Source organism: Enterobacter sp. 22466, assembly GCF_052044775.1.
GTDB lineage: Bacteria > Pseudomonadota > Gammaproteobacteria > Enterobacterales > Enterobacteriaceae > Enterobacter > Enterobacter dissolvens.
This window is the reverse complement of the sequence record NZ_JBQENX010000009.1, coordinates 68,787-88,300: the sequence shown is the minus strand read 5'-3', so window position 1 is coordinate 88,300 and position 19,514 is coordinate 68,787. Positions and strand designations below refer to the sequence as shown.

The following is a 19,514-nucleotide window of genomic DNA, read 5'->3' as shown; positions in this document are numbered from 1 at the left end:
CCTGGCATCCTTTTTGCTCCTGCTTCGCTGAGACATTTTTCCGCGTCCATGCCGTAACGGACGTCTTCGCACAGCGTTCTTTTTCAGGAGTGAAAATATGCACCGTCGTACATTATTAAAAGCCTTCGCGTTGTCTGCGTCAGTCGTTGCTATGGGGATGAGTTTTGGCGCACAGGCGGCCGATACCATCAAAGTGGGGATTATGCATTCGCTCTCCGGCACGATGGCGATCTCAGAAACGCCGCTGAAAGATGTCGCCCTGATGACGATTGACGAGATCAACGCCAAAGGCGGGGTGCTGGGTAAAAAACTGGAGCCGGTGGTGGTTGACCCGGCCTCTAACTGGCCGCTGTTTGCCGAAAAAGCCCGCCAGCTGCTGAGCCAGGATAAAGTGGCCGTGGTGTTTGGCTGCTGGACCTCGGTGTCACGTAAATCCGTACTGCCGGTGTTTGAGGAGCTGAACGGGCTGCTGTTCTATCCGGTGCAATACGAGGGCGAAGAGATGTCGCCGAACGTCTTCTATACCGGTGCGGCACCAAACCAGCAGGCTATTCCGGCGGTGGAGTACCTGATGAGCGAAGACGGCGGTAGCGCCAAACGCTTCTTCCTGTTGGGTACGGATTACGTCTACCCTCGAACCACCAACAAGATCCTGCGCGCCTTCCTGCACTCCAAAGGGGTGGAAGACAAAGATATCGAAGAGGTCTACACCCCGTTCGGGCATAGCGATTACCAGACCATCGTCGCCAACATCAAGAAATTCTCCACAGGCGGTAAAACCGCTGTGGTCTCCACTATCAACGGCGATTCTAACGTCCCGTTCTATAAAGAACTGGCTAACCAGGGGCTGAAAGCAACCGATGTCCCGGTGGTGGCATTCTCCGTTGGCGAAGAGGAGCTGCGCGGGATTGACACCAAACCGCTGGTCGGCAACCTGGCCGCATGGAACTACTTCGAGTCCGTCGATAACCCGACCAACCAGGCCTTCGTGGCGGACTATAAAGCCTATGCCAAAGCCCATAAGCTGCCGAACGCCGATACCGTGGTCACCAACGACCCGATGGAAGCCACCTATGTCGGGATCCATATGTGGGCGCAGGCGGTAGAGAAAGCAGGCACCACCGACGTGGATAAAGTGCGCGCGGCCATGGCCGGACAGTCCTTTAAAGCGCCATCCGGCTTTACGCTCACCATGGATGCCACCAACCATCACCTGCATAAGCCGGTCATGATCGGTGAAATCGAAGGTAACGGTCAGTTCAATGTGGTCTGGCAGACGGAAGAGCCGGTACGCGCTCAGCCGTGGAGCCCGTTCATCGCCGGGAACGATAAAAAGCCCGACCAGCCGATGAAGACCGCCAGCAACTAAGCCATTACCGCAGGGAGAAAAGTCATGAACGCCATGCGCATGATGATCGCTATTGTATGGCTTACCGGACTGCTGCCAGGGATGGCGCAGGCATCGGATGCCGATCAATTTGTTGCCGCCAGCCGCAGCCAGCAGGCTGAGATGCTGACCCGCTGGGCCATCGCGCCGGATGCCGCAAGGCTGCCGTTACTGCAGGCGCTGCAAAACGAAAATCTGTTTGCCGACAGCCAGAAGCATGCCTTTGCGCGACGCAATGGCGAGATGGTGGCGCTGGGAGATTCCCCTTCTGCAGAAGGGCAAACCAAAGCCGTACGCCTGACCAACCGGCTGCGGGTGCTGGCCGCCACGGCCAACGCTACGCATCAACTTATCAGTGACAACGTCACGCAGCGGCGGGCCGCCGCGCGCCAGTTACAGCGGGATGCGCAGCCGGAAATGATCGGCCTCCTGCAAACGCGGGTAAACAGTGAAACGGACGATGTGGCGCGCCAGTCGCTGCTGCTGGCGCTGGCTAATCTCCAGCTCGCCAGCCCGCAGGCTGACGTGCGTCTTCAGGCTATTGAACGACTCGGGCAATCTGACGACCCGGACGTGCCATCCCGACTCATGCCGTATACCCAGACGCAAACCGAACCGGATGCCCGCGTGCGAGCCGCTGCCGGGGAGAGCCTGAGTCAAATCCAGCACCGACTGATGTGGGGCGATCTGCTTGGGCAGGCGTTTATGGGGCTGTCGCTGGGCTCGGTCCTGCTGCTGGCGGCGCTGGGGCTGGCGATCACCTATGGGCTGCTGGGGGTCATCAACATGGCGCACGGCGAGATGCTGATGCTGGGGGCGTACGCCACGTGGATGGTTCAGCAGGTGATGGCCGGATTGACGCCTCAGTGGCTGGCGCTGTATCCGGTTGTCGCGCTGCCCATCGCCTTCTGCCTGACCGCCGGCATCGGGATGATTCTGGAACGCACCGTGATCCGCCATCTCTACGGTCGTCCGCTGGAGACATTACTCGCCACCTGGGGTATCAGCCTGATGCTGATCCAGCTGGTACGCATGACGTTTGGCGCACAGAACCTGGAGGTGGCAAACCCGGCCTGGCTGTCCGGCGGGGTGCAGGTATTTACCAACCTGACGCTGCCGTGGAACCGCATTGTGGTACTGGGCTTCGTGCTGCTGGTGCTGTTCTTTACCTGGCTGGTCCTGAATAAAACTCGTCTGGGCCTGAACGTGCGTGCGGTAACGCAAAACCGCAGCATGGCGGCCTGTTGCGGGGTGCCGACCGGGCGCGTCGATATGCTGGCGTTTGGTCTGGGCTCCGGCATTGCCGGTTTAGGCGGCGTGGCGCTCTCCCAGCTGGGCAACGTCGGGCCGGAACTGGGCCAGGGTTACATTATCGACTCTTTCCTGGTGGTGGTGCTCGGCGGCGTCGGACAGCTGGCGGGGAGCGTGGCGGCGGCCTTTGGCCTTGGGATCTTCAACAAAATTCTTGAACCGCAGATGGGGGCCGTGCTGGGCAAAATCGTCATTCTGGTGGCCATCATTCTGTTTATCCAGAAACGTCCGCAGGGATTGTTTGCGCTGAAAGGGAGGGCCACTGACTGATGAGCCAGCCACTTACCTTAAAACTGGCGCGAAAAGCGCCACGCACCACGCAGATTGCAGGCAGCCTGCTGGTGGCGTGTCTGCTGGTATTGCCGTTCTTTGCGATGTTGCCCGCCACCCATCCGCTGGCGCTGTCGACCTGGATGCTGACGCTGATCGGCAAAATCCTGTGCTACGCCATCGTTGCGGTGGCGCTCGATCTGGTATGGGGATACGCCGGCATGCTCTCGCTGGGCCACGGGATCTTCTTCGCGCTGGGCGGATATGCGATGGGCATGTACCTGATGCGCCAGGCCGCGGGTGATGGCCTGCCCGCGTTTATGTCGTTTCTCTCCTGGAGCGAACTGCCGTGGTTCTGGTGGGGGACGCAGCACTTTGCCTGGGCGCTGGTACTGATTGTGATGGTGCCGGGACTGCTGGCGCTGGTGTTTGGCTGGTTTGCCTTTCGCTCCAAAATCAAAGGGGTCTATTTTTCGATCATGACGCAGGCCCTGACCTACGCGGGGATGTTGCTGTTCTTTCGCAACGAAACCGGGTTTGGCGGCAATAACGGCTTTACCGGTTTCACCACGCTGCTGGGCTTTTCCGTCACCGCAACCACAACCCGTATCGCGCTGTTTCTGGCGACCGTGATGCTGCTGCTCCTGACGCTCGGCACCGGTTTTGCCCTCGCCAGGAGTAAATTTGGCCGCATTCTGACCGCCGTACGCGATGCTGAAAACCGCCTGACGTTTTGTGGCTACGATCCGAAGGGGTTTAAGCTGCTGGTGTGGACGCTTTCCGCCGTGCTGTGTGGTCTGGCGGGGGCGCTCTATGTCCCCCAGGTCGGGATTATTAACCCGGGTGAAATGTCGCCGACCAACTCCATTGAAGCCGCTATCTGGGTGGCGCTGGGCGGCCGTGGCACGCTGGTTGGCCCGGTGATTGGCGCGGCGCTGGTGAACGGCGCGAAGAGTTTCTTCACCGTCGCGATGCCGGAGTACTGGCAGCTGTTTCTCGGGCTGATTTTTATCGCGGTTACGCTGTTTTTACCGCGCGGCGTCTACGGCCTGTTTCGTAAAGGAGAGAAATAATGCAGCCAGCCGAAGGATTATTTACTCGCCAGCTGCCCGGAGATCGCTATCGCGAGCAGACGGACCCGGTGCTGCAGCTGGATAAGATCAACGTGAACTTCGATGGATTTCAGGCGCTGACGGATCTCACGCTGAACATTGGCGTGGGGGAGTTGCGCTGCGTGATTGGCCCAAACGGCGCGGGGAAAACCACCCTGATGGACGTGATCACCGGCAAAACGCGGCCAAAAAGCGGTAAAGCCGTGTATGACCAGTCCGTAGACCTGACCCTGCTTGAACCGGCCGCCATTGCCCGCCAGGGGATTGGCCGCAAGTTTCAGAAACCGACGGTCTTTGAAGCGCTGACGGTATGGGAAAACCTTGAGATCGCCATGAAAACCGACAAGTCCGTCTGGACAAGCCTGCGGGCCAAACTCAACGGCGAACAGCGCGATCGTATTGATGAGATGCTGGGCCTGCTGCGGCTGGCCGGTGAACGCGACCGCCGCGCCGGGCTTCTGTCGCACGGGCAAAAACAGTTCCTCGAGATCGGTATGCTGCTGGTCCAGGATCCGCATCTGCTGTTGCTGGATGAACCCGCCGCCGGGATGACGGACGCGGAGACCGAGTATACCGCCGAGCTTTTCCGGACCCTGGCAGGCAAGCACTCGTTGATGGTGGTTGAGCATGACATGGGGTTTGTTGAAACCATTGCCGATCGCGTGACCGTACTGCATCAGGGACAGGTGCTGGCAGAAGGCTCGCTGCGCGAGGTACAGGCCAACGAGCAGGTAATTGAAGTCTATCTGGGACGCTAAGGAGCCTTGATGTTACAGGTTAACGAACTGAATCAATACTACGGTGGAAGCCATATTCTGCGCGGCGTGAGCTTTGAGGCCATTACCGGCGAAGTGACCTGCCTGCTGGGGCGCAACGGCGTGGGGAAAACCACGCTGCTGAAGTGTCTGATGGGGCTGATCCCGGCGAAAACGGGTGAGGTTATCTGGCAGGGGAAAAAGATCACCCACAGCAAGCCGCACCAGCGGGTACAGTCTGGGGTCGCGTATGTGCCGCAGGGACGTGAGATTTTCCCGCGCTTAACCGTGGAGGAGAATCTGCTCATGGGGCTGTCGCGCTTCTCAGCCCGCGATGCAAAGCATGTCCCGGAGGAGATCTGGCAGCTTTTCCCGGTATTAAAAGAGATGAAGCACCGACGCGGAGGCGATCTCTCTGGCGGACAACAGCAGCAGCTGGCGATTGGACGCGCCCTGGCGAGCCGTCCGCAGCTGTTGATCCTCGATGAACCCACCGAAGGCATTCAGCCCTCGGTAATCAAAGAGATTGGCCACGTGATCCGCCAGCTTGCAGACCGGGGGGACATGGCGATCCTGCTTGTTGAGCAGTTTTATGACTTTGCGGCAGCGCTGGCAGACAGCTATCTGCTGATGTCTCGCGGCACTATTATCCAGCGAGGACGGGGAGAAAACATGGCGCAGGAGGGCGTTCGCGGACGGGTTGCGATCTGAAATGTTATAATATAACATCCTCATTCTTATAAAAACGGAGTGAGGATACTGTTGTGGCTGCACATATTGGAAAATTTGCGATGACTCTGGGGGCGCTGCTGGTCAGCGGCCAACTGTTTGCCCACTCACACGGTCACCAGATGACCGAAGCGGAGCAAAAGGCGGCAAACGGCGTGTTTGCAGATAAAGACGTTAAGGACCGGAAACTGTCCGACTGGGATGGCACCTGGCAGTCCGTTTATCCCTTCCTGCTGGATGGCTCGCTGGACCCGGTCTTCAGAAAGAAGGCGCAGAAGGACAATAAAACCTTCGACGAGATCAAAGCCTATTACCGCACGGGGTACGCCACCGACGTGGAGGCTATCAGCATCGAAAATAACGTCATGGAATTCCACAAAGGTAAAGAGGTCAGCCGCTGTGAGTATGATTACAGCGGCTACAAAATTCTGACCTACGCGTCAGGCAAAAAAGGTGTTCGCTATCTGTTTGAGTGTAAGGACGCGGGCAGCAAGGCGCCGAAGTTTGTTCAGTTCAGCGACCACACCATTGCGCCAAAAGCCTCTTCCCACTTCCACATCTTTATGGGCAATACCTCTCACGAGGCGCTGCTGAAAGAGATGGATAACTGGCCGACCTATTATCCAAACGAGATGTACAAAGAGCAGGTGGTGGAGGAGATGTTGCACCACTGATGCTTTATTGCAGGCCGGGTGACGGCTACGCCATACCCGGCCTGCGATTAGGGTTTTGTCGGTCGGGTAAGCGCAGCGCCACCCGACACGCTATCTTCATTTTTCACGCTCATGCCACGCAAAATCATCAACCATGCAACGACAATGGCGGCCATCATAATCACGAACAATGACCAGTGCGGCAGGTTGGTCAGGATAATGCCGGTGATCATCGGGTTAGCTGCCGCGCCAAGCCAGCCCAGCGCCTGGGCGGAGAAGTAGCTTGCTTTCATTCCCGGCGGGGCGATGTTGTCGATCAGCATGTATTCACCCGGCGCATAAATAATCTCACCCAGCGTAAAGATGGCGGCAGCGATGCCCCAGTAAATCAGGTTTTCCCCGGAGAGCATAAAGCCCCCCAGCCCCACGATAAAAAACAGCGTCGCGGCGGTCATCAGCGGGCGAATATTGCTGGCAGAGATCTTACGACCGAGTGCGTACTGCAGCGTCACCACCACGGCGGCGTTGACGGGCAGGACCACGGCGACCACCTTTTCGGCGAAATCACTGTCTGCATGCGCGGCCAGGACATACTGCGAAATGCAGCTCGCAAACGACCCGCCGACGTATGACGCGAGCAGGCCAGAGAGCGTATACCAGAATAACGCCCGATCTTTCAGCAATACCGACGGCTGCCACGTTGTCTTCTGCTCAGCGGTATCTAACGCAACGCTTTTTTGCACAAAGAAATGGATAAACCCCAGCGGCAGGGCGGCACAGAACGCGGCCAGCCAGAACGGCAGCTGCAGGCTGTACATCACCAGAAACGTGCCGAGAGGCGGCCCGACCGTCCAGCCGATATTCAGAAAGCTGTAGTTCAGCGAAAACACGCGGGCTTTTTCACTGGAGGTCAGCACGTCAGAGAACCAGGCTTTCAGCACCGTCGAAAACACGGAATAGGCGCAGTTGATCAGCGAAAAGAAGAGCACCACCAGCGTGACGTTATTGACCAGCGGGATCGCCACAAAACCGGCGATAAACGCCACGATGGCGATCAGCATGTAGCGCTTTTTATCAAACTTATCGGCCAGAATGCCAAATCCCAGACTGAATACCACGCCGATGGTTAACGCAATGGTCAGGGCATAACCAATATTCCCGACGCTCATGTTAAACACACGCGTGAGATAAATCGTCATGAACGGCAGCGTGGCCCCACGACCGATGGTTAACAACAATGACGATGCCAGCAGCGCTGCGGTTGAGCGCCTGAGAGATGGTTTCATATTCCTGCCCGACAAATGCTTATGCTTTTTTTAGTTGTGTCCTAAAAGGAGTATCACGACATAAGAGGCTTGTATAGCGGCTAATTTATCCGTAAGTGCTTCAGCTGCCTGCCAGAATTAATGATCTTCTCGTAACGCGCTTTTTTCTGTTACCTTCAAGTGTTAACAAATTATTAATAAATCAGGGGCAGGGTATGACGCGTAAAGACGGACTGCTGGCATTGCTGGTGGTCATCGTATGGGGACTCAATTTTGTGGTCATTAAAGTGGGATTGCATAACATGCCCCCACTGATGTTGGCAGGCTTGCGTTTTATGCTGGTGGCGTTCCCGGCACTGTTCTTTGTTGCCCGCCCGAAAATTCCGTTTACCTTGCTGCTGGGTTATGGCCTGACCATCAGCTTTGGCCAGTTTGCGTTTCTGTTCTGTGCCATCAAATTCGGGATGCCGGCCGGGCTGGCCTCGCTGGTACTGCAGGCGCAGGCGTTCTTTACCATCATTCTTGGCGCATTTGTCTTCGGCGAGCGTTTGCAGGGTAAACAACTGGCGGGGATCACTTTAGCCGTGTTTGGCGTGCTGGTGCTGATTGAGGCCAGCCTGAACGGTCAGCATGTGGCGTTACTGGGCTTTATGCTGACGCTGGCGGCGGGTCTGAGCTGGGCCTGCGGCAATATCTTCAACAAGCTGATTATGCAGCATGAGGCACGCCCGCAGGTGATGTCGCTGGTGGTCTGGAGCGCACTGATCCCGGTGGTGCCGTTTATGGTCGCGTCGCTGATTTTTGACGGCCACGCGGTGATGCTGAAGAGTCTGGTTGAAATCGACCTTACCACCATTCTGTCGCTGGTTTATCTGGCGTTTGTCGCCACCATTGTGGGCTACGGTATCTGGGGTTCACTGCTGGGGCGGTACGAAACCTGGCGCGTGGCGCCGTTATCGCTGCTAGTGCCGGTCGTCGGGCTGGCCAGCGCTGCAATCCTGCTGGATGAGAAGCTAAGTGCATTACAGCTGCTGGGGGCGGTGTTGATCATGGCCGGACTGTATATCAACGTGTTTGGCTTGCGCGTGCGTCGGGCGACGCGGGTGCGGGGATAGGGCAGAAAAAAGCCCCGCATCGGCGGGGCAAAACGAATCAGAAGCCGTGCTGATTATAATAAGGCACGCCTAATTCGTCGGATTTGTCGCTACCAGTCCCCATGTGGTTGAAATCATAGGGAGACCGGTCATGTGCTGACGGCAAAATCATCGTATCATGATTATTTTGCTGCGTTGCACGGGGTGTTTGCTCCGCGAAGGTCTGGCTGGAAAACAGCACCAGCAAGGCGAGGGCGGCGGAGGCGGTAAGGTTCATGATTTCCTCGGTTACGTCTTTACAGGCGATGATTAACTACAATGTTTTAGCGGATACAGGTATCGGGATTCACCCGGCACGCTGGTGATTCGATACTTATGAGGCGGCACGTCGAAGTAGTTCTTAAACGTACGCGTCAGGGTTTGTTGCGATTCAAATCCGTAACGCTCCGCCAGATAAAGGATCGGTTCATTGCTTTCTTTCAGTTTTTGGGCAATTTCCGTCAGCTTGCGGCTGCGAATATATTGACCTAATGAATGACCGGTCTCTTTTTTGAACATCCGTTGCAGGTGCCATTTGGAGTAACCTGAACGCTCTGACACTTTTTCAAGGGAGAGCGGCGATTCCAGGTTATCTTCGATCCAGTCCAAAATGCTATGAATGGTGATAGCGTCAGTATTGCGTCTGGACATCGTCATACCTCTTTTTCTGTTTACGGCAGTATTTTCTTAAGCAAAAGCTCAAGCGTTGCCACTTCATCTGCCGTTAAGTTTTTTGTTAGTTCCTGATGCAGTGTTTGTCCTACTAATTGATGACATTGCTCACACATATCCGCACCGTCGCTGGTGAGTGTCACCAGGACGCCGCGCTTGTCATTCGGGTTAGGGCTTCGTTCTATCCATCCTTTACAGACGAGACGATCCAGCATGCGGGTCAGCGCGCCCAGATCGACAGAGAGCACCTTTTTTAATTCAACCGGGGTGATGCACACCTGACAGCGAATGGAGCACAGCACTTTAAACTGTGTTGCGGTGATATCCAGCGGCGACAGATAGTCATTCAGCAGGCGGTCTTTTTTCTGGTTAACCAGATGAATAAGACGACCCAGTGGAACAACGTCGTTGAAGATATCACTGGTGCTTTTCACAATGGTTGCCCTGGCAAGTAGTTTAGTCACGGCAGATATTATTGCTCAGGCAAGTATAAGTCAACTGAATGGATCTGCGGATGCCACGAATTGCTAAAACGTTTCATGAACTTTTGTTGGGGTCTTTCAAATCATACAGATAACGCAGGGTTATCGTTCCCGGATGAAAATAATCGTTACGTTGAGTGCATGGCTCAACGTCACACTTTCACCCTATAATTGCGGTGGTAAATATGGATAAGGACAACGACACATTATGGTGGATTTGATTAAAGCAATTGGTCTTGGGCTGGTGGTGTTACTGCCGTTGGCTAACCCGTTAACGACGGTAGCGCTCTTTCTGGGGCTGGCAGGGAATATGAACAGCGCAGAGCGCAATCATCAGTCGATGATGGCCTCCGTGTATGTGTTCGCCATCATGATGGTTGCTTACTACGCCGGTCAGCTGGTGATGAATACCTTCGGGATCTCCATTCCTGGTCTGCGCATCGCCGGGGGGCTGATTGTGGCCTTTATCGGTTTCCGCATGCTGTTCCCGGCGCAAAAAGCGCATGAATCGCCTGAAGCGAAAAGCAAATCCGAAGAGCTGGAAAGCGAACCCAGCGCGAATATCGCCTTTGTGCCGTTAGCCATGCCGAGCACAGCGGGGCCGGGGACTATTGCGATGATCATCAGTTCCGCCTCGACGGTGCGTGACAGCGCTACGTTCCCGGACTGGGTACTGACCGTTGCACCCCCGCTTATTTTTGCCCTGGTCGGCGTAATTGTCTGGGCCTCCTTGCGCAGCTCCGGGGCGATTATGCGCTGGGTAGGCAAGGGCGGTATCGAGGCGATTTCCCGGCTGATGGGGTTCTTGCTGGTGTGTATGGGCGTGCAGTTTATTATTAACGGCGTGCTGGAGATTATTAAGACCTATCATTGATGTGTTTGCCGGGTGGCGCTGCGCTTACCCGGCACAAACAGACATCACCCGTGGTGAGCCTGTTCCTCCAGCGCCACCGGCCATTTACGGAAGATCAACACCGACCAGATAAGCGCCACCACGGCCGGAATGGCCCCCAGATAGCCAATCGCCGACATGGAGACATGCAGGATCACCTGATTGCCCACCAGCGCACCCGCGCCAATCCCCAGATTAAAAATGCCCGAGAACAGCGACATCGCCACATCAGTGGCATCCGGCGCGAGGGCCAGCACCTTCACCTGCATCCCGAGACCAATAATCATGATCGCCACGCCCCAGAACAGGCTGAGGATCGCCAGCTGGCTTTCACTGCCCGCCGCGGGCATCAGCAGTAGCAGACACGCCAGCAGCAAACCGATGGCGCTGCTCACCAGCGTTGAAGCGTGTTTATTGCCGAGCTTACCAAACAGAATACTGCCGATAATGCCTGCCCCGCCAAGGAGCAGCAGCAGGAGGGTGGCAAAGTTGGCGCTGAAGCCGGCCACGACCTGAACGAACGGCTCAATGTAGCTGTAGGCCGTATAGTGGGCGGTGACCACGATGACGGTAAGCAGATAAATGCTCAGCAGTGCCGGACGACGCATCAACAGCGGCAGGCTTTTCAGCGAGCCGGAATGTTCGCTCGGCAGCTTCGGCAGCAGTTTCATCAGGCAAACCAGGGTAATCAGCGCCCCCATACCGATGGCGAAGAACGTGGTACGCCAGCCGAAGTATTGCCCCACGATGCGGCCAATCGGCAGGCCCAGCACCATCGCCAGAGCGGTCCCGGTGGCAATCAGGCTCAGCGCCTGAGCGCGTTTCCCCGCGGGCGCCAGCCGGATAGCCAGTGACGCGGTGATCGACCAGAAAACGGCGTGAGCAAAGGCAATCCCGACGCGGCTTAACACCAGCACCGTAAAATTCCACGCCAGGAACGACAGCACGTGGCTGGCGATAAACAACGCAAACAGCCCGATCAGCAGCTTACGGCGCTCCATCTGGCTGGTCAGCAGCATAAACGGCAGCGACATCAATGCCACCACCCAGGCGTAAATGGTCAACATAATGCCCACCTGCGCCGTTTCCATCTGGAAACTTTCTGCGATGTCAGACAACAGCCCAACCGGAACAAATTCTGTGGTGTTGAAAATAAACGCGGCGATAGCCAGCGTGACCACGCGTAGCCACGCAACCCTGCGGGAAACTGTGTTCGTTGTCATAGGGATGTCGGAGATTCGTTGCTAAAGAAGAGGAGACGATCTTAAAGCCTTGAACGGCGAGAACTCAACCATTATGTGATGCAGATCTCAATATTTACCTTATCAAAGCGGTAGCCGGGGGCGTGGTTTTCATTGAATATAAAGGAACACTCCAATAAAAACAGGCGGTAAGACAGTGCAGGAGATTGATTTTTATCTGGTCGATGCGTTCAGCAATGTGTCATTTGGCGGAAATCCGGCTGCCGTTTGCCCGCTGAAAGCGTGGCTGCCGGACGAAACGTTACTGAAAATGGCGCAACAGCATAATCAGTCGGAAACCGCATTTTTCGTCTGTACGAAAGGGGGCATTGAGCTACGCTGGTTTACCACGCTCACCGAAGTCAACCTGTGCGGTCACGCCACCCTTGCTGCGGCTCACGTCCTGTTCAGTGAGCTGGACTATCCAGACCCGCGTATCCATTTTGAAACGGCTTCCGGTCGCCTGACGGTGAGCCGGGAGGGGGACTGGCTGACGCTGGATTTCCCGGCATGCCCGACACAGGAAGAGACGCCCCCGCCGGAGATGCTGGCGGCGCTGGGGATAAGCCACTACATCGAAGCCCGAAAAGGGCGTGCCTGGGTGGTGGTGCTGGAGGATCGCCAGCAGGTTGAAGCGCTCACACCGACTATTTCGGCCATGACGCCAGGCGAACATAAAGTTGCCGTTACGGCGCGGGGCGACGGGGATTATGACTTCGTCAGCCGTTTCTTCTCACCCGGCGTTGCCGTCTGGGAAGATCCGGTGACCGGCTCTGCACACACGATGCTCATTCCCTACTGGAGTGAGACGTTGGGTAAAACCACGCTGTTTGCCCGTCAGGTGTCCGCGCGGGGTGGCGATGTGCGGTGCGAGCTGAAAGGTTCGCGCGTGCTGATGAGCGGGCAGGCGTCACTCTATTTGAAAGGCACAGTTTTTCTGCGCTAAATACCTATAACAACAGAGGAAAAGACAATGCAGGAAATTGATTTTTATCTGGTGGATGCCTTCAGCGACAGGGCGTTTGGCGGCAATGCCGCGGCGGTATGCCCGCTGGAAGAGTGGCTTTCGGATGAGACGCTGCTCAAAATGGCGCAGCAGCATAACCAGTCCGAAACAGCTTTCTTCGTGCGTACCGACACCGGCTTCGAGCTGCGCTGGTTCACTACGCTGCATGAAATTAATCTGTGCGGCCACGCCACGCTGGCGGCGTCCCACGTGATTTTCGAATACCTTGATTATCCGCATACCGAAATCACCTTCACCACGCGCTTCGTGGGTGAGCTGACGGTGAAACGCAGCGGCGACTGGCTGACGCTCAATTTCCCTGCGTGGTCGACCGAGATGGTTGACAATCCACCGCCAGGCCTGTTCAGCGCGCTGGGGATAGCCCAGGCTAAAGAGGTCCGCGTCGGACGGGATTACATGGTGGTGCTGGAGAGCCAGCAACAGGTGGAAGCCTTAACCCCGGATATTGCAGCGATGGCGCCGCTGGGGAAAATGGTCTGCGTGACGGCTCCGGGGGAGGAGTATGACTTCGTCAGCCGCTTCTTCTGCCCGGGCGAAGGGGTACCGGAAGATCCGGTCACCGGATCCACGCACAGCATGCTGATACCGTACTGGAGCGAGAAGCTGGGCAAAACGTCGATGAACGCCCGCCAGGTTTCGTACCGTGGCGGGGATCTGCGCTGCGAACTGAAGGGCGACCGTGTGCTGATTGGCGGCCAGGCGACGCTCTATCTGAAAGGGCGAATCTTCCTGCGCTAGCTGAGCGAGGCGCCGCCGCATATCACCATCTCCTGGCCCGTGATGGCGGCGGCTTCATCGCTGAGCAAGAAATTCACCAGCCCCGCGACCTCTTCTGGCGTGATGAGACGGCCGATGGGCGGACACGTGGGCGGTGAGCTTTCTCGCCCCGGAGCGCTAAGCATCGGCGTTTGGGTGGCCCCCGGCGCGACCACGTTCGCGGTGATCCCACGCGGGGCCAGTTCCGCCGCCCAGCTTCTGACCATCCCTATCATCGCCGCCTTGGTGGCAACATACTGCGAACGGCCTGCCGCCCCGCGGGAGGTTCTGCTGCCAATCGCCACAAATCGTCCACCGGCGGCCATAGCGGGCGCGAAATGGTTAAACAGGGCTTCGCAGGCCTGAACGTGCAGTTGCCACAGTGACGCGCCAACCCTGCTGTCCAGTTGCCCCAGTGGGGCGGCGGCCATCATTCCGGCGGCGTGGATCACCGCCTGCGGTGTCGCGATGGCGTGCAGGGCGCTGTTCAGCGCCTCAGGGTCGGTGATATCCACGCGTAACCCCGTAAAGCCAGGGGTATCCGGCATCACGGCACGGCGGCTGAGTCCGGTGACCTGCCAGCCTTCCGCCAGTAAACGCTTAACGATGGCCTCACCAATTCCGGAGCTGGCTCCGGTCACGACGGCGTGACGCATGTCAGACCTCCAGCATTGAACGAGGAACTTTAAACACCGCTTTGCGCACGGTCATCGGTGCGCCGCTGGCGCACAGCGCCTGGTGTGGTTCTCCAGGATAAAAGACCGCAAAGTCACCCGCGCCAAGGCGGATGCCGACGCTGTGTGCCGGTGAGCGGGCAATGAACAGGTCCGCTTTACGCTCTTCGTCATTCGGCTTGCCGATAGGGCGCGCGCCGGCATAGATGAGTTCTTCCCCCGCCAGCACAACCTGAATATCCGCCCACTGGTGATGGTACTCCGTATGCCGCTCCGCGCGCGGTTGCGTCTGCGCCGGACCAATCTGGCAAAACCAGGGGGCATTGTCCGGCTGCCAGCGGCCGTCGTCGCGTTCGCTAAGCGCCTGCAGCGTGCAGTCCGGGCGGGACAGCAGGGCATACAACACTGGCGGTAACCCTGCCAGCGGCAGGGCGTTGAGATGTCCGATAATCATGCTGACTCCTTGACCCACTCGGGCGTCACCCGTACGTATTTTATGGCCTGACGAAAGTAGGTGTAGGCGATATGCAGGCTGCCATCCGGGCTCTGTTTAATGCTCGGATAGGAAAACTCACGATTCAGTTTCTCCAGGGAGTTGTTAGTCATGCAGTAGCCGTCTCCCTCGTCCAGATGCCGTTGCCACGGCCAGCTTTTGCCTCCGTCCGGCGAAATGGCGACGGTCATCGGCGCACGCGGGGCACCCCAGAAGGCGGCCCGACCGTGGGTCACAACCGGCTCTTTACGGCCATCGCCATCGTCAATTTCGTCGTACAGCGAGGTGCGACGCTCCTGCGCCCCGGCGGCGCTCATGAAGTTAAACACCAGCGCCAGCTCGCCACTGGCAAGCGTTGTCACCTGGATAGAGGAGTTGTTGTTGGGTAATACCGTGGGCTCCGGCACGGACCAGCTTTCGCCGTTGTCCGTTGACTGGCTGTAATAAATGTTATCCGCCCAGCGGCTACGGAACAGGGCAACCAGGGTGCCATTGCGCAGCGGGGTGATGTTCATATGGACGCAGCCCAGGCTGTCCGGTACCTCGACATCACGCCAGGTTTTGCCCCCGTCTTCGGAGATTTTCACCGCGCTGATATCATCGTTTCCGACCCATTTCTCACCCGGCCGGGTGCGGCAGTAAAACACCGGCAGCAGCCAGTTCCCGTTTTCCAGCACGACAATCGGCTGACGAATAAAGGTGCCGGGTTTATCGAGCAGGGTCGCGATCTCCCCCCAGGTTTTACCCAGATCCCGGGACTGGCGATAGCGCACAATAGCGGTGTCCTGGTTGCCGGACACCTGCGCGGTCCACAGCAGCCACAGCACGTTATCTGGCGCCAGGAACAGAACCGGGTTCTGTTCGGAGCGCGTGGCATCGTCCGACAGTTTTTCTGCCTCACTCCACTGCTGGCTTCCCGGTGACAGGCGCGAACCCCAGACGGAGATATCCGCTATACCCTCCTGGGTACCGCCAAACCAGACGCACATCAGCGAACCATCCGGCAGCGGCAGCAGATTTGCCGCGTGGTTTTGTGGGCAGGCAGAAGGCAGCATCGCCGCCTCCACGCGAGTATCCTGTTGTGGGCGAATAATCCCGTCGCGGGTTACGGTTACAGACATATCAGACTCCATTGTTTTCAACGGGGGTTGGCGCTTTACCCTGTGCCTTTCCCGGAATGAGACGGTCGATGACCATGATGACCGCAGGGGTCAGCAGGGCGATGTACATATTGTTAATGCCAAACGGATCGCCCAGCAGATACCAGACGGAGGTTACAACGCAGGCGCCGATCAGCCCTGCATTGGCTCCGCGGGTGCTGCGGAAGAACGGGGCGTAGAATGCGATGACCGCCACGACGGAAATTGACAGACGAATGGCACGGGTAAAGAACGACAGCTTCAGCACTTCAGGCACCAGCAGAACAAAAATCAGCGGCAGGAAACCAATCAGCAGGGAGATCCAGCGGGTGGCCTTAAACTCCTGCTCGGGCGTCGGGTTGCGCATCGGTACATAAAAATCTTTTACCACCAGGGAGGCAATGGCGAGCGCCACGGTACTGACGCTGACGAAGATGGACGCCACCAGAGAGGTGGTTACCAGACCGGCCATCCACGGGTTCATATCCTGCAGGAAAATCGGCATCGCATACAGGCTGTCGATCTCCGGATGCAGGTATTTTGCCGCCACGCCAATCACCGCAATGGCCAGCGCGATCGGCAGGCAGAAGAAGAACGCGACCCAGGTGGAGCGTTTAGCCGATTTAACATCTTTGGTGGAGGAGATGGCCTGGATCACAAACTGGGTGCAGAAGATGGAGCCAATGGTGCCGATGAGCCATGCGAAAATGGTCGACGCGCCGATGTTGCCATCCCAGGTCCAGTAGAAGTCAGGCATGTTTTCGATCATCGGCGTGAAACCGCCGGTTTTGGATAATGCAAAACCCATGATGGCCAGAATGCCGAAGTATTTCAGCGCACTGTGCAGCACGGTTACCCACGCCACCCCCTTCATGCCGCCGAAGGCGAAATAGAAGGTACTGACGATAGCCGTAATGAAGGCGGCAACGGGCAGATTGACTTTCAGTACGGTGGAAATGGCTGCTGCGCCGCTGACGTAATTCCCCACGTTAACCAGCAGCAGGGCATAGATCATGATCAGGGAGATAATGTTTTTGGTGCTGTTACCGTATTTTTCAGCAATCGCACCCGAGATGGTGATTTTCCCGGTGTTGTATATGCGTTTTACCAGCAACAGACCAAAAAGCGGGAAGCCAATCGCGGCCCCGATGACGGACCATGACGCAGCAAACCCGTCCTCAAACGCCGCCTGCGCGGTGCCGATGGTGGATTTAGCGCCGATATACTCAGACATCAGCAGGATCCCGACAATAAACGCCGGCATCGCACGGGAGCCTTCCATAAAGTCCCCGGAGTTTTTACTGCGGATCCGGAAGGTCAGCCAGGTGGTGAACAGGATGTAGGCAATGACTATGCCCACAATGATCAGGGTATCTTCAGCGGTAAAATTATTCATCTTTGCCTCTCTTCAGGGCGAGTGAATCCTGGGCACCTCAGGTACCCGGTATTCTTATTGACGAAACCAACGCCGTTTAGCTAAGTGACGTTGTCACTATCTGGCGAATCTGTTGGCACTGCTGCTCGCTAAACGCCACGGCATAGCGACTCTCTCCGACATCCTCGCCCATGATTTGCAGGGCCTTTTTAACGGCGGCAGGGGAAAACGCCACGCTGTAGAGCCCGGTGCGCAGTCGGGTGACGCGCTCCTGCGCCTGCCGGGAACCTTCAACATCACCCGCGTTAAAGCGTGACCAGATGGCGTTGATCGCCGCTGGTGCCACGTTCGCCAGCCCGGAAATACAGGCTGAACATCCGTCGACGAAGCCCTGATGGATCAGTGAATCCGGTCCGTTCAGCACGTCAAACCCATCAATGTCGCTTACCGCGTTGAGGAAACCGCGCAGGCTTTCATAGCTCCCGGCACTGTCTTTAATACCTGAAATGTTGGGGTGTTCGGCCAGCGCCCGTACCGTGGCGGGCTCAAGTGTGTTGCCGGTCCTCGCCGGAATGTTGTACAGAAAGACCGGTACGGTTAGCGCGTCAGCGACGGCGGTGTAGTGTGCGATGAGCTCAGCCTGTTTCAGCGGCACGAAGTAAGGGGTGATGACGGAAACCGCATCCACACCCAGCGCAGCGATCTGTTTTCCCAGCCGGATAGTGTCGCGGGTGGAGATTTCGCCAATATGCGCCACGACGGGCGCGCGTCCGGCGACGGTTTCCACACAGGTCCGGGTGACCGCGATTTTTTCCGCTTCGTTCAGGACAAAGAACTCGCCGTTGGTTCCGCCGCAAAAAATGCCGTTTCCGGCGTCCAGCTGGCGGGCGATCTGCCGCGTTAAGCCGGGAAGGTTGAGTTCGCCTTCCGCGTCAAAGGGGGTGACGATGGCCGTCAGCACGCCCTTGATGTTGTTACGCATTTCTTACTCCTTGACTATGCATGTTCAGGAAACAGTGTCCGGTAAATCGCCTGCACCTCGTCGTGATTCACCTGACAGGGGGCATTGTTCATTAACCGTTTAACGTTCAGGGCGGCATCGCTCAGGGAAGCGATGTCTTCGCGCGGCACGCCCAGGGACTCAAGGTTGTCCGGCAGGTTGAGACGACGAACCAGCGCGGCAAAGTACTCCACCAGCGCGTGAGATTTTTCGTCATCGGACAGGCTGCTGTCCGCGCCTGGCACGAGATCCCAGACCTGCGCAAATTTTGTCACGCAGTGGGGACGAACCACACGCATGCAGGGCGCCAGAAGAATGGCGTTGGCCACGCCGTGCGGCAGGTGATATTTCCCGCCAAGCGGATAAGACAGGGCGTGAACCAGATGTGTGCCGGCATGCGCAATCGCGACCCCGCCATAATAAGAGGCCCACAGCATTTCCAGCTTTGCCAGCAGGTTACCCGGCTCAGCGCAGGCCGTTTCAATGTTCTTCAGCAGCTTAGCGAGCCCGGTCAACGCCGCGTTATCGCTGACCGGGTTGGCGACCGTGGCGGTGAAGCACTCAATCAGATGGCACAGGGCATCGATTCCGGTAGAGGAGGCAATATGCGCGGGCATGCTGGTGGTCAGTTCCGGCAGCAGGGCGACGTAATCGGGCAGCAGGACCGGGGAGATAATACCAACCTTCGTGTTTTGCTCCGGTATCGCCAGAATAGCGTTCGGCGTGGCCTCCGACCCGGTTCCGGCGGTGGCGGGGATCAGAAGTGAGGAGATACGTGCCATCGGTTTTACCCCTGCCAGCAGGCTGTCCAGCCCCGGCGACAGCGGGTGACAGAGCACGGAGAGCAGTTTCGCCACATCCAGTACGCTACCGCCGCCGATCCCGACCACAACATCAAACGATCCGCCGTTTAACCCCGCGAGCAACTGGCTGACATCGTGGTGGGAGGGTTCAGGTGGCACCGTGTCAATCACCGTGACGCGGCGGTTGTCCTCTTCAAGAATTGAACGGATCTGTTTTGCCGCCTCCAGACGCGCAATGTTGCCGTCCGTGACCAGCAAGAGCTGCGCGTTATCGGTGAGTAATGGCCTGATGGCGGCGAGCGCATTTGCGCCGCTAATAATGGTGCTGTTGAGGGTAACCACGCT

21 protein-coding genes are annotated in these 19,514 nt (G+C 57.4%); 10 read left to right on the top strand and 11 right to left on the bottom strand.

What is annotated here, in order from left to right; translation table 11 throughout:
• The first annotated feature begins 97 nt into the window (after window positions 1-97).
• From urtA to zinT, 6 genes are read left to right on the top strand one after another with little or no spacing between them, the layout of a single operon-like run.
• Window positions 98-1,369, top strand: coding sequence for an urea ABC transporter substrate-binding protein (gene urtA, locus ACTJJI_RS20705; protein WP_153907082.1), 1,272 nt, complete (start codon window positions 98-100; stop codon window positions 1,367-1,369).
• Window positions 1,370-1,393: 24 nt separating this feature from the next.
• Complete coding sequence (gene urtB, locus ACTJJI_RS20700) at window positions 1,394-2,968, top strand: urea ABC transporter permease subunit UrtB (RefSeq protein WP_440655474.1); 1,575 nt, start codon at window positions 1,394-1,396, stop codon at window positions 2,966-2,968.
• Window positions 2,968-4,041: an urea ABC transporter permease subunit UrtC gene (urtC, locus tag ACTJJI_RS20695; RefSeq protein ID WP_014831895.1), complete on the top strand. Its 1,074-nt coding sequence runs from the start codon at window positions 2,968-2,970 to the stop codon at window positions 4,039-4,041. The genes urtB and urtC overlap by 1 nt, the downstream gene beginning before the upstream one ends.
• Complete coding sequence (gene urtD, locus ACTJJI_RS20690) at window positions 4,041-4,838, top strand: urea ABC transporter ATP-binding protein UrtD (RefSeq protein ID WP_153907085.1); 798 nt, start codon at window positions 4,041-4,043, stop codon at window positions 4,836-4,838. Before urtC ends, urtD begins: the two co-directional genes overlap by 1 nt.
• A 9-nt stretch (window positions 4,839-4,847) precedes the next feature.
• The gene (urtE, locus tag ACTJJI_RS20685) at window positions 4,848-5,546 is read left to right on the top strand and encodes an urea ABC transporter ATP-binding subunit UrtE (protein ID WP_014831897.1); all 699 of its coding nucleotides are present in this window, start codon (window positions 4,848-4,850) and stop codon (window positions 5,544-5,546) included.
• Window positions 5,547-5,599: 53 nt separating this feature from the next.
• Window positions 5,600-6,238 (top strand): metal-binding protein ZinT, encoded by a 639-nt coding sequence (gene zinT / locus ACTJJI_RS20680; protein WP_440655472.1) that lies wholly within the window; start codon window positions 5,600-5,602, stop codon window positions 6,236-6,238.
• Window positions 6,239-6,285: 47 nt separating this feature from the next.
• Here the strand turns inward: zinT and ydeE are convergent, their stop codons facing one another.
• Window positions 6,286-7,503 carry an efflux MFS transporter YdeE gene (gene ydeE / locus ACTJJI_RS20675; RefSeq protein ID WP_046887473.1) on the bottom strand — a complete coding sequence of 406 codons (1,218 nt, stop codon included), beginning with the start codon at window positions 7,501-7,503 and terminating at the stop codon, window positions 6,286-6,288.
• A gap of 194 nt (window positions 7,504-7,697) precedes the next feature.
• On the opposite strand from ydeE, the gene eamA reads away from it, so the two are divergent.
• On the top strand, window positions 7,698-8,597 hold the full coding sequence (eamA, locus tag ACTJJI_RS20670; protein ID WP_014831900.1) for an O-acetylserine/cysteine exporter: 900 nt from the start codon (window positions 7,698-7,700) through the stop codon (window positions 8,595-8,597).
• Window positions 8,598-8,634: 37 nt separating this feature from the next.
• On the opposite strand, the gene marB is transcribed toward eamA, so the two are convergent.
• The 3 genes from marB to marR are packed head-to-tail and all read right to left on the bottom strand — an operon-like array spanning window position 8,635 to window position 9,721.
• Window positions 8,635-8,853, bottom strand: coding sequence for a multiple antibiotic resistance protein MarB (marB, locus tag ACTJJI_RS20665; RefSeq protein WP_096928013.1), 219 nt, complete (start codon window positions 8,851-8,853; stop codon window positions 8,635-8,637).
• Between the two features lie 32 nt (window positions 8,854-8,885).
• Complete coding sequence (gene marA / locus ACTJJI_RS20660; RefSeq protein ID WP_008502237.1) at window positions 8,886-9,266, bottom strand: MDR efflux pump AcrAB transcriptional activator MarA; 381 nt, start codon at window positions 9,264-9,266, stop codon at window positions 8,886-8,888.
• A 20-nt stretch (window positions 9,267-9,286) separates the two neighbouring features.
• A complete protein-coding gene (gene marR / locus ACTJJI_RS20655) occupies window positions 9,287-9,721 on the bottom strand; it encodes a multiple antibiotic resistance transcriptional regulator MarR (protein WP_014831902.1) in 435 nt (144 codons plus the stop codon).
• Window positions 9,722-9,977: 256 nt separating this feature from the next.
• Here marR and ACTJJI_RS20650 point away from each other — a divergent pair, with 256 nt between their 5' ends.
• Window positions 9,978-10,643, top strand: coding sequence for a MarC family NAAT transporter (locus ACTJJI_RS20650; RefSeq protein WP_440655468.1), 666 nt, complete (start codon window positions 9,978-9,980; stop codon window positions 10,641-10,643).
• 44 nt (window positions 10,644-10,687) lie between these two features.
• Here ACTJJI_RS20650 and ACTJJI_RS20645 read toward each other — a convergent pair whose 3' ends face one another.
• The gene (locus ACTJJI_RS20645; protein WP_014831904.1) at window positions 10,688-11,884 is read right to left on the bottom strand and encodes a sugar transporter; all 1,197 of its coding nucleotides are present in this window, start codon (window positions 11,882-11,884) and stop codon (window positions 10,688-10,690) included.
• A 175-nt stretch (window positions 11,885-12,059) separates the two neighbouring features.
• Between ACTJJI_RS20645 and ACTJJI_RS20640 the strand changes: the two genes are divergently transcribed.
• Together ACTJJI_RS20640 and ACTJJI_RS20635 are read left to right on the top strand one after the other, a co-directional pair.
• Window positions 12,060-12,848, top strand: a complete 789-nt coding sequence (locus tag ACTJJI_RS20640) for a PhzF family phenazine biosynthesis protein (protein ID WP_047361935.1) — start codon at window positions 12,060-12,062, stop codon at window positions 12,846-12,848.
• Window positions 12,849-12,875: 27 nt separating this feature from the next.
• Window positions 12,876-13,667 carry a PhzF family phenazine biosynthesis protein gene (locus ACTJJI_RS20635; protein WP_014831906.1) on the top strand — a complete coding sequence of 264 codons (792 nt, stop codon included), beginning with the start codon at window positions 12,876-12,878 and terminating at the stop codon, window positions 13,665-13,667.
• Here the strand turns inward: ACTJJI_RS20635 and ACTJJI_RS20630 are convergent.
• The 6 genes from ACTJJI_RS20630 to ACTJJI_RS20605 all read right to left on the bottom strand — a co-directional run bounded on the left by ACTJJI_RS20630 (window position 13,664) and on the right by ACTJJI_RS20605 (window position 19,511).
• On the bottom strand, window positions 13,664-14,341 hold the full coding sequence (locus ACTJJI_RS20630; protein ID WP_440655465.1) for an SDR family NAD(P)-dependent oxidoreductase: 678 nt from the start codon (window positions 14,339-14,341) through the stop codon (window positions 13,664-13,666). The genes ACTJJI_RS20635 and ACTJJI_RS20630 overlap by 4 nt on opposite strands.
• A gap of 1 nt (window position 14,342) precedes the next feature.
• Window positions 14,343-14,813, bottom strand: coding sequence for a YhcH/YjgK/YiaL family protein (locus ACTJJI_RS20625; RefSeq protein ID WP_014831908.1), 471 nt, complete (start codon window positions 14,811-14,813; stop codon window positions 14,343-14,345).
• Window positions 14,810-15,973, bottom strand: a complete 1,164-nt coding sequence (locus ACTJJI_RS20620; RefSeq protein ID WP_440655463.1) for a sialidase family protein — start codon at window positions 15,971-15,973, stop codon at window positions 14,810-14,812. The genes ACTJJI_RS20625 and ACTJJI_RS20620 overlap by 4 nt, the downstream gene beginning before the upstream one ends.
• A 1-nt stretch (window position 15,974) precedes the next feature.
• Window positions 15,975-17,387 carry a sodium:solute symporter family protein gene (locus ACTJJI_RS20615; protein ID WP_440655461.1) on the bottom strand — a complete coding sequence of 471 codons (1,413 nt, stop codon included), beginning with the start codon at window positions 17,385-17,387 and terminating at the stop codon, window positions 15,975-15,977.
• 76 nt (window positions 17,388-17,463) lie between these two features.
• Window positions 17,464-18,348, bottom strand: coding sequence for a dihydrodipicolinate synthase family protein (locus ACTJJI_RS20610; RefSeq protein WP_262787387.1), 885 nt, complete (start codon window positions 18,346-18,348; stop codon window positions 17,464-17,466).
• A gap of 14 nt (window positions 18,349-18,362) precedes the next feature.
• Complete coding sequence (locus tag ACTJJI_RS20605; RefSeq protein ID WP_046887465.1) at window positions 18,363-19,511, bottom strand: iron-containing alcohol dehydrogenase; 1,149 nt, start codon at window positions 19,509-19,511, stop codon at window positions 18,363-18,365.
• Window positions 19,512-19,514: the final 3 nt, after the last annotated feature.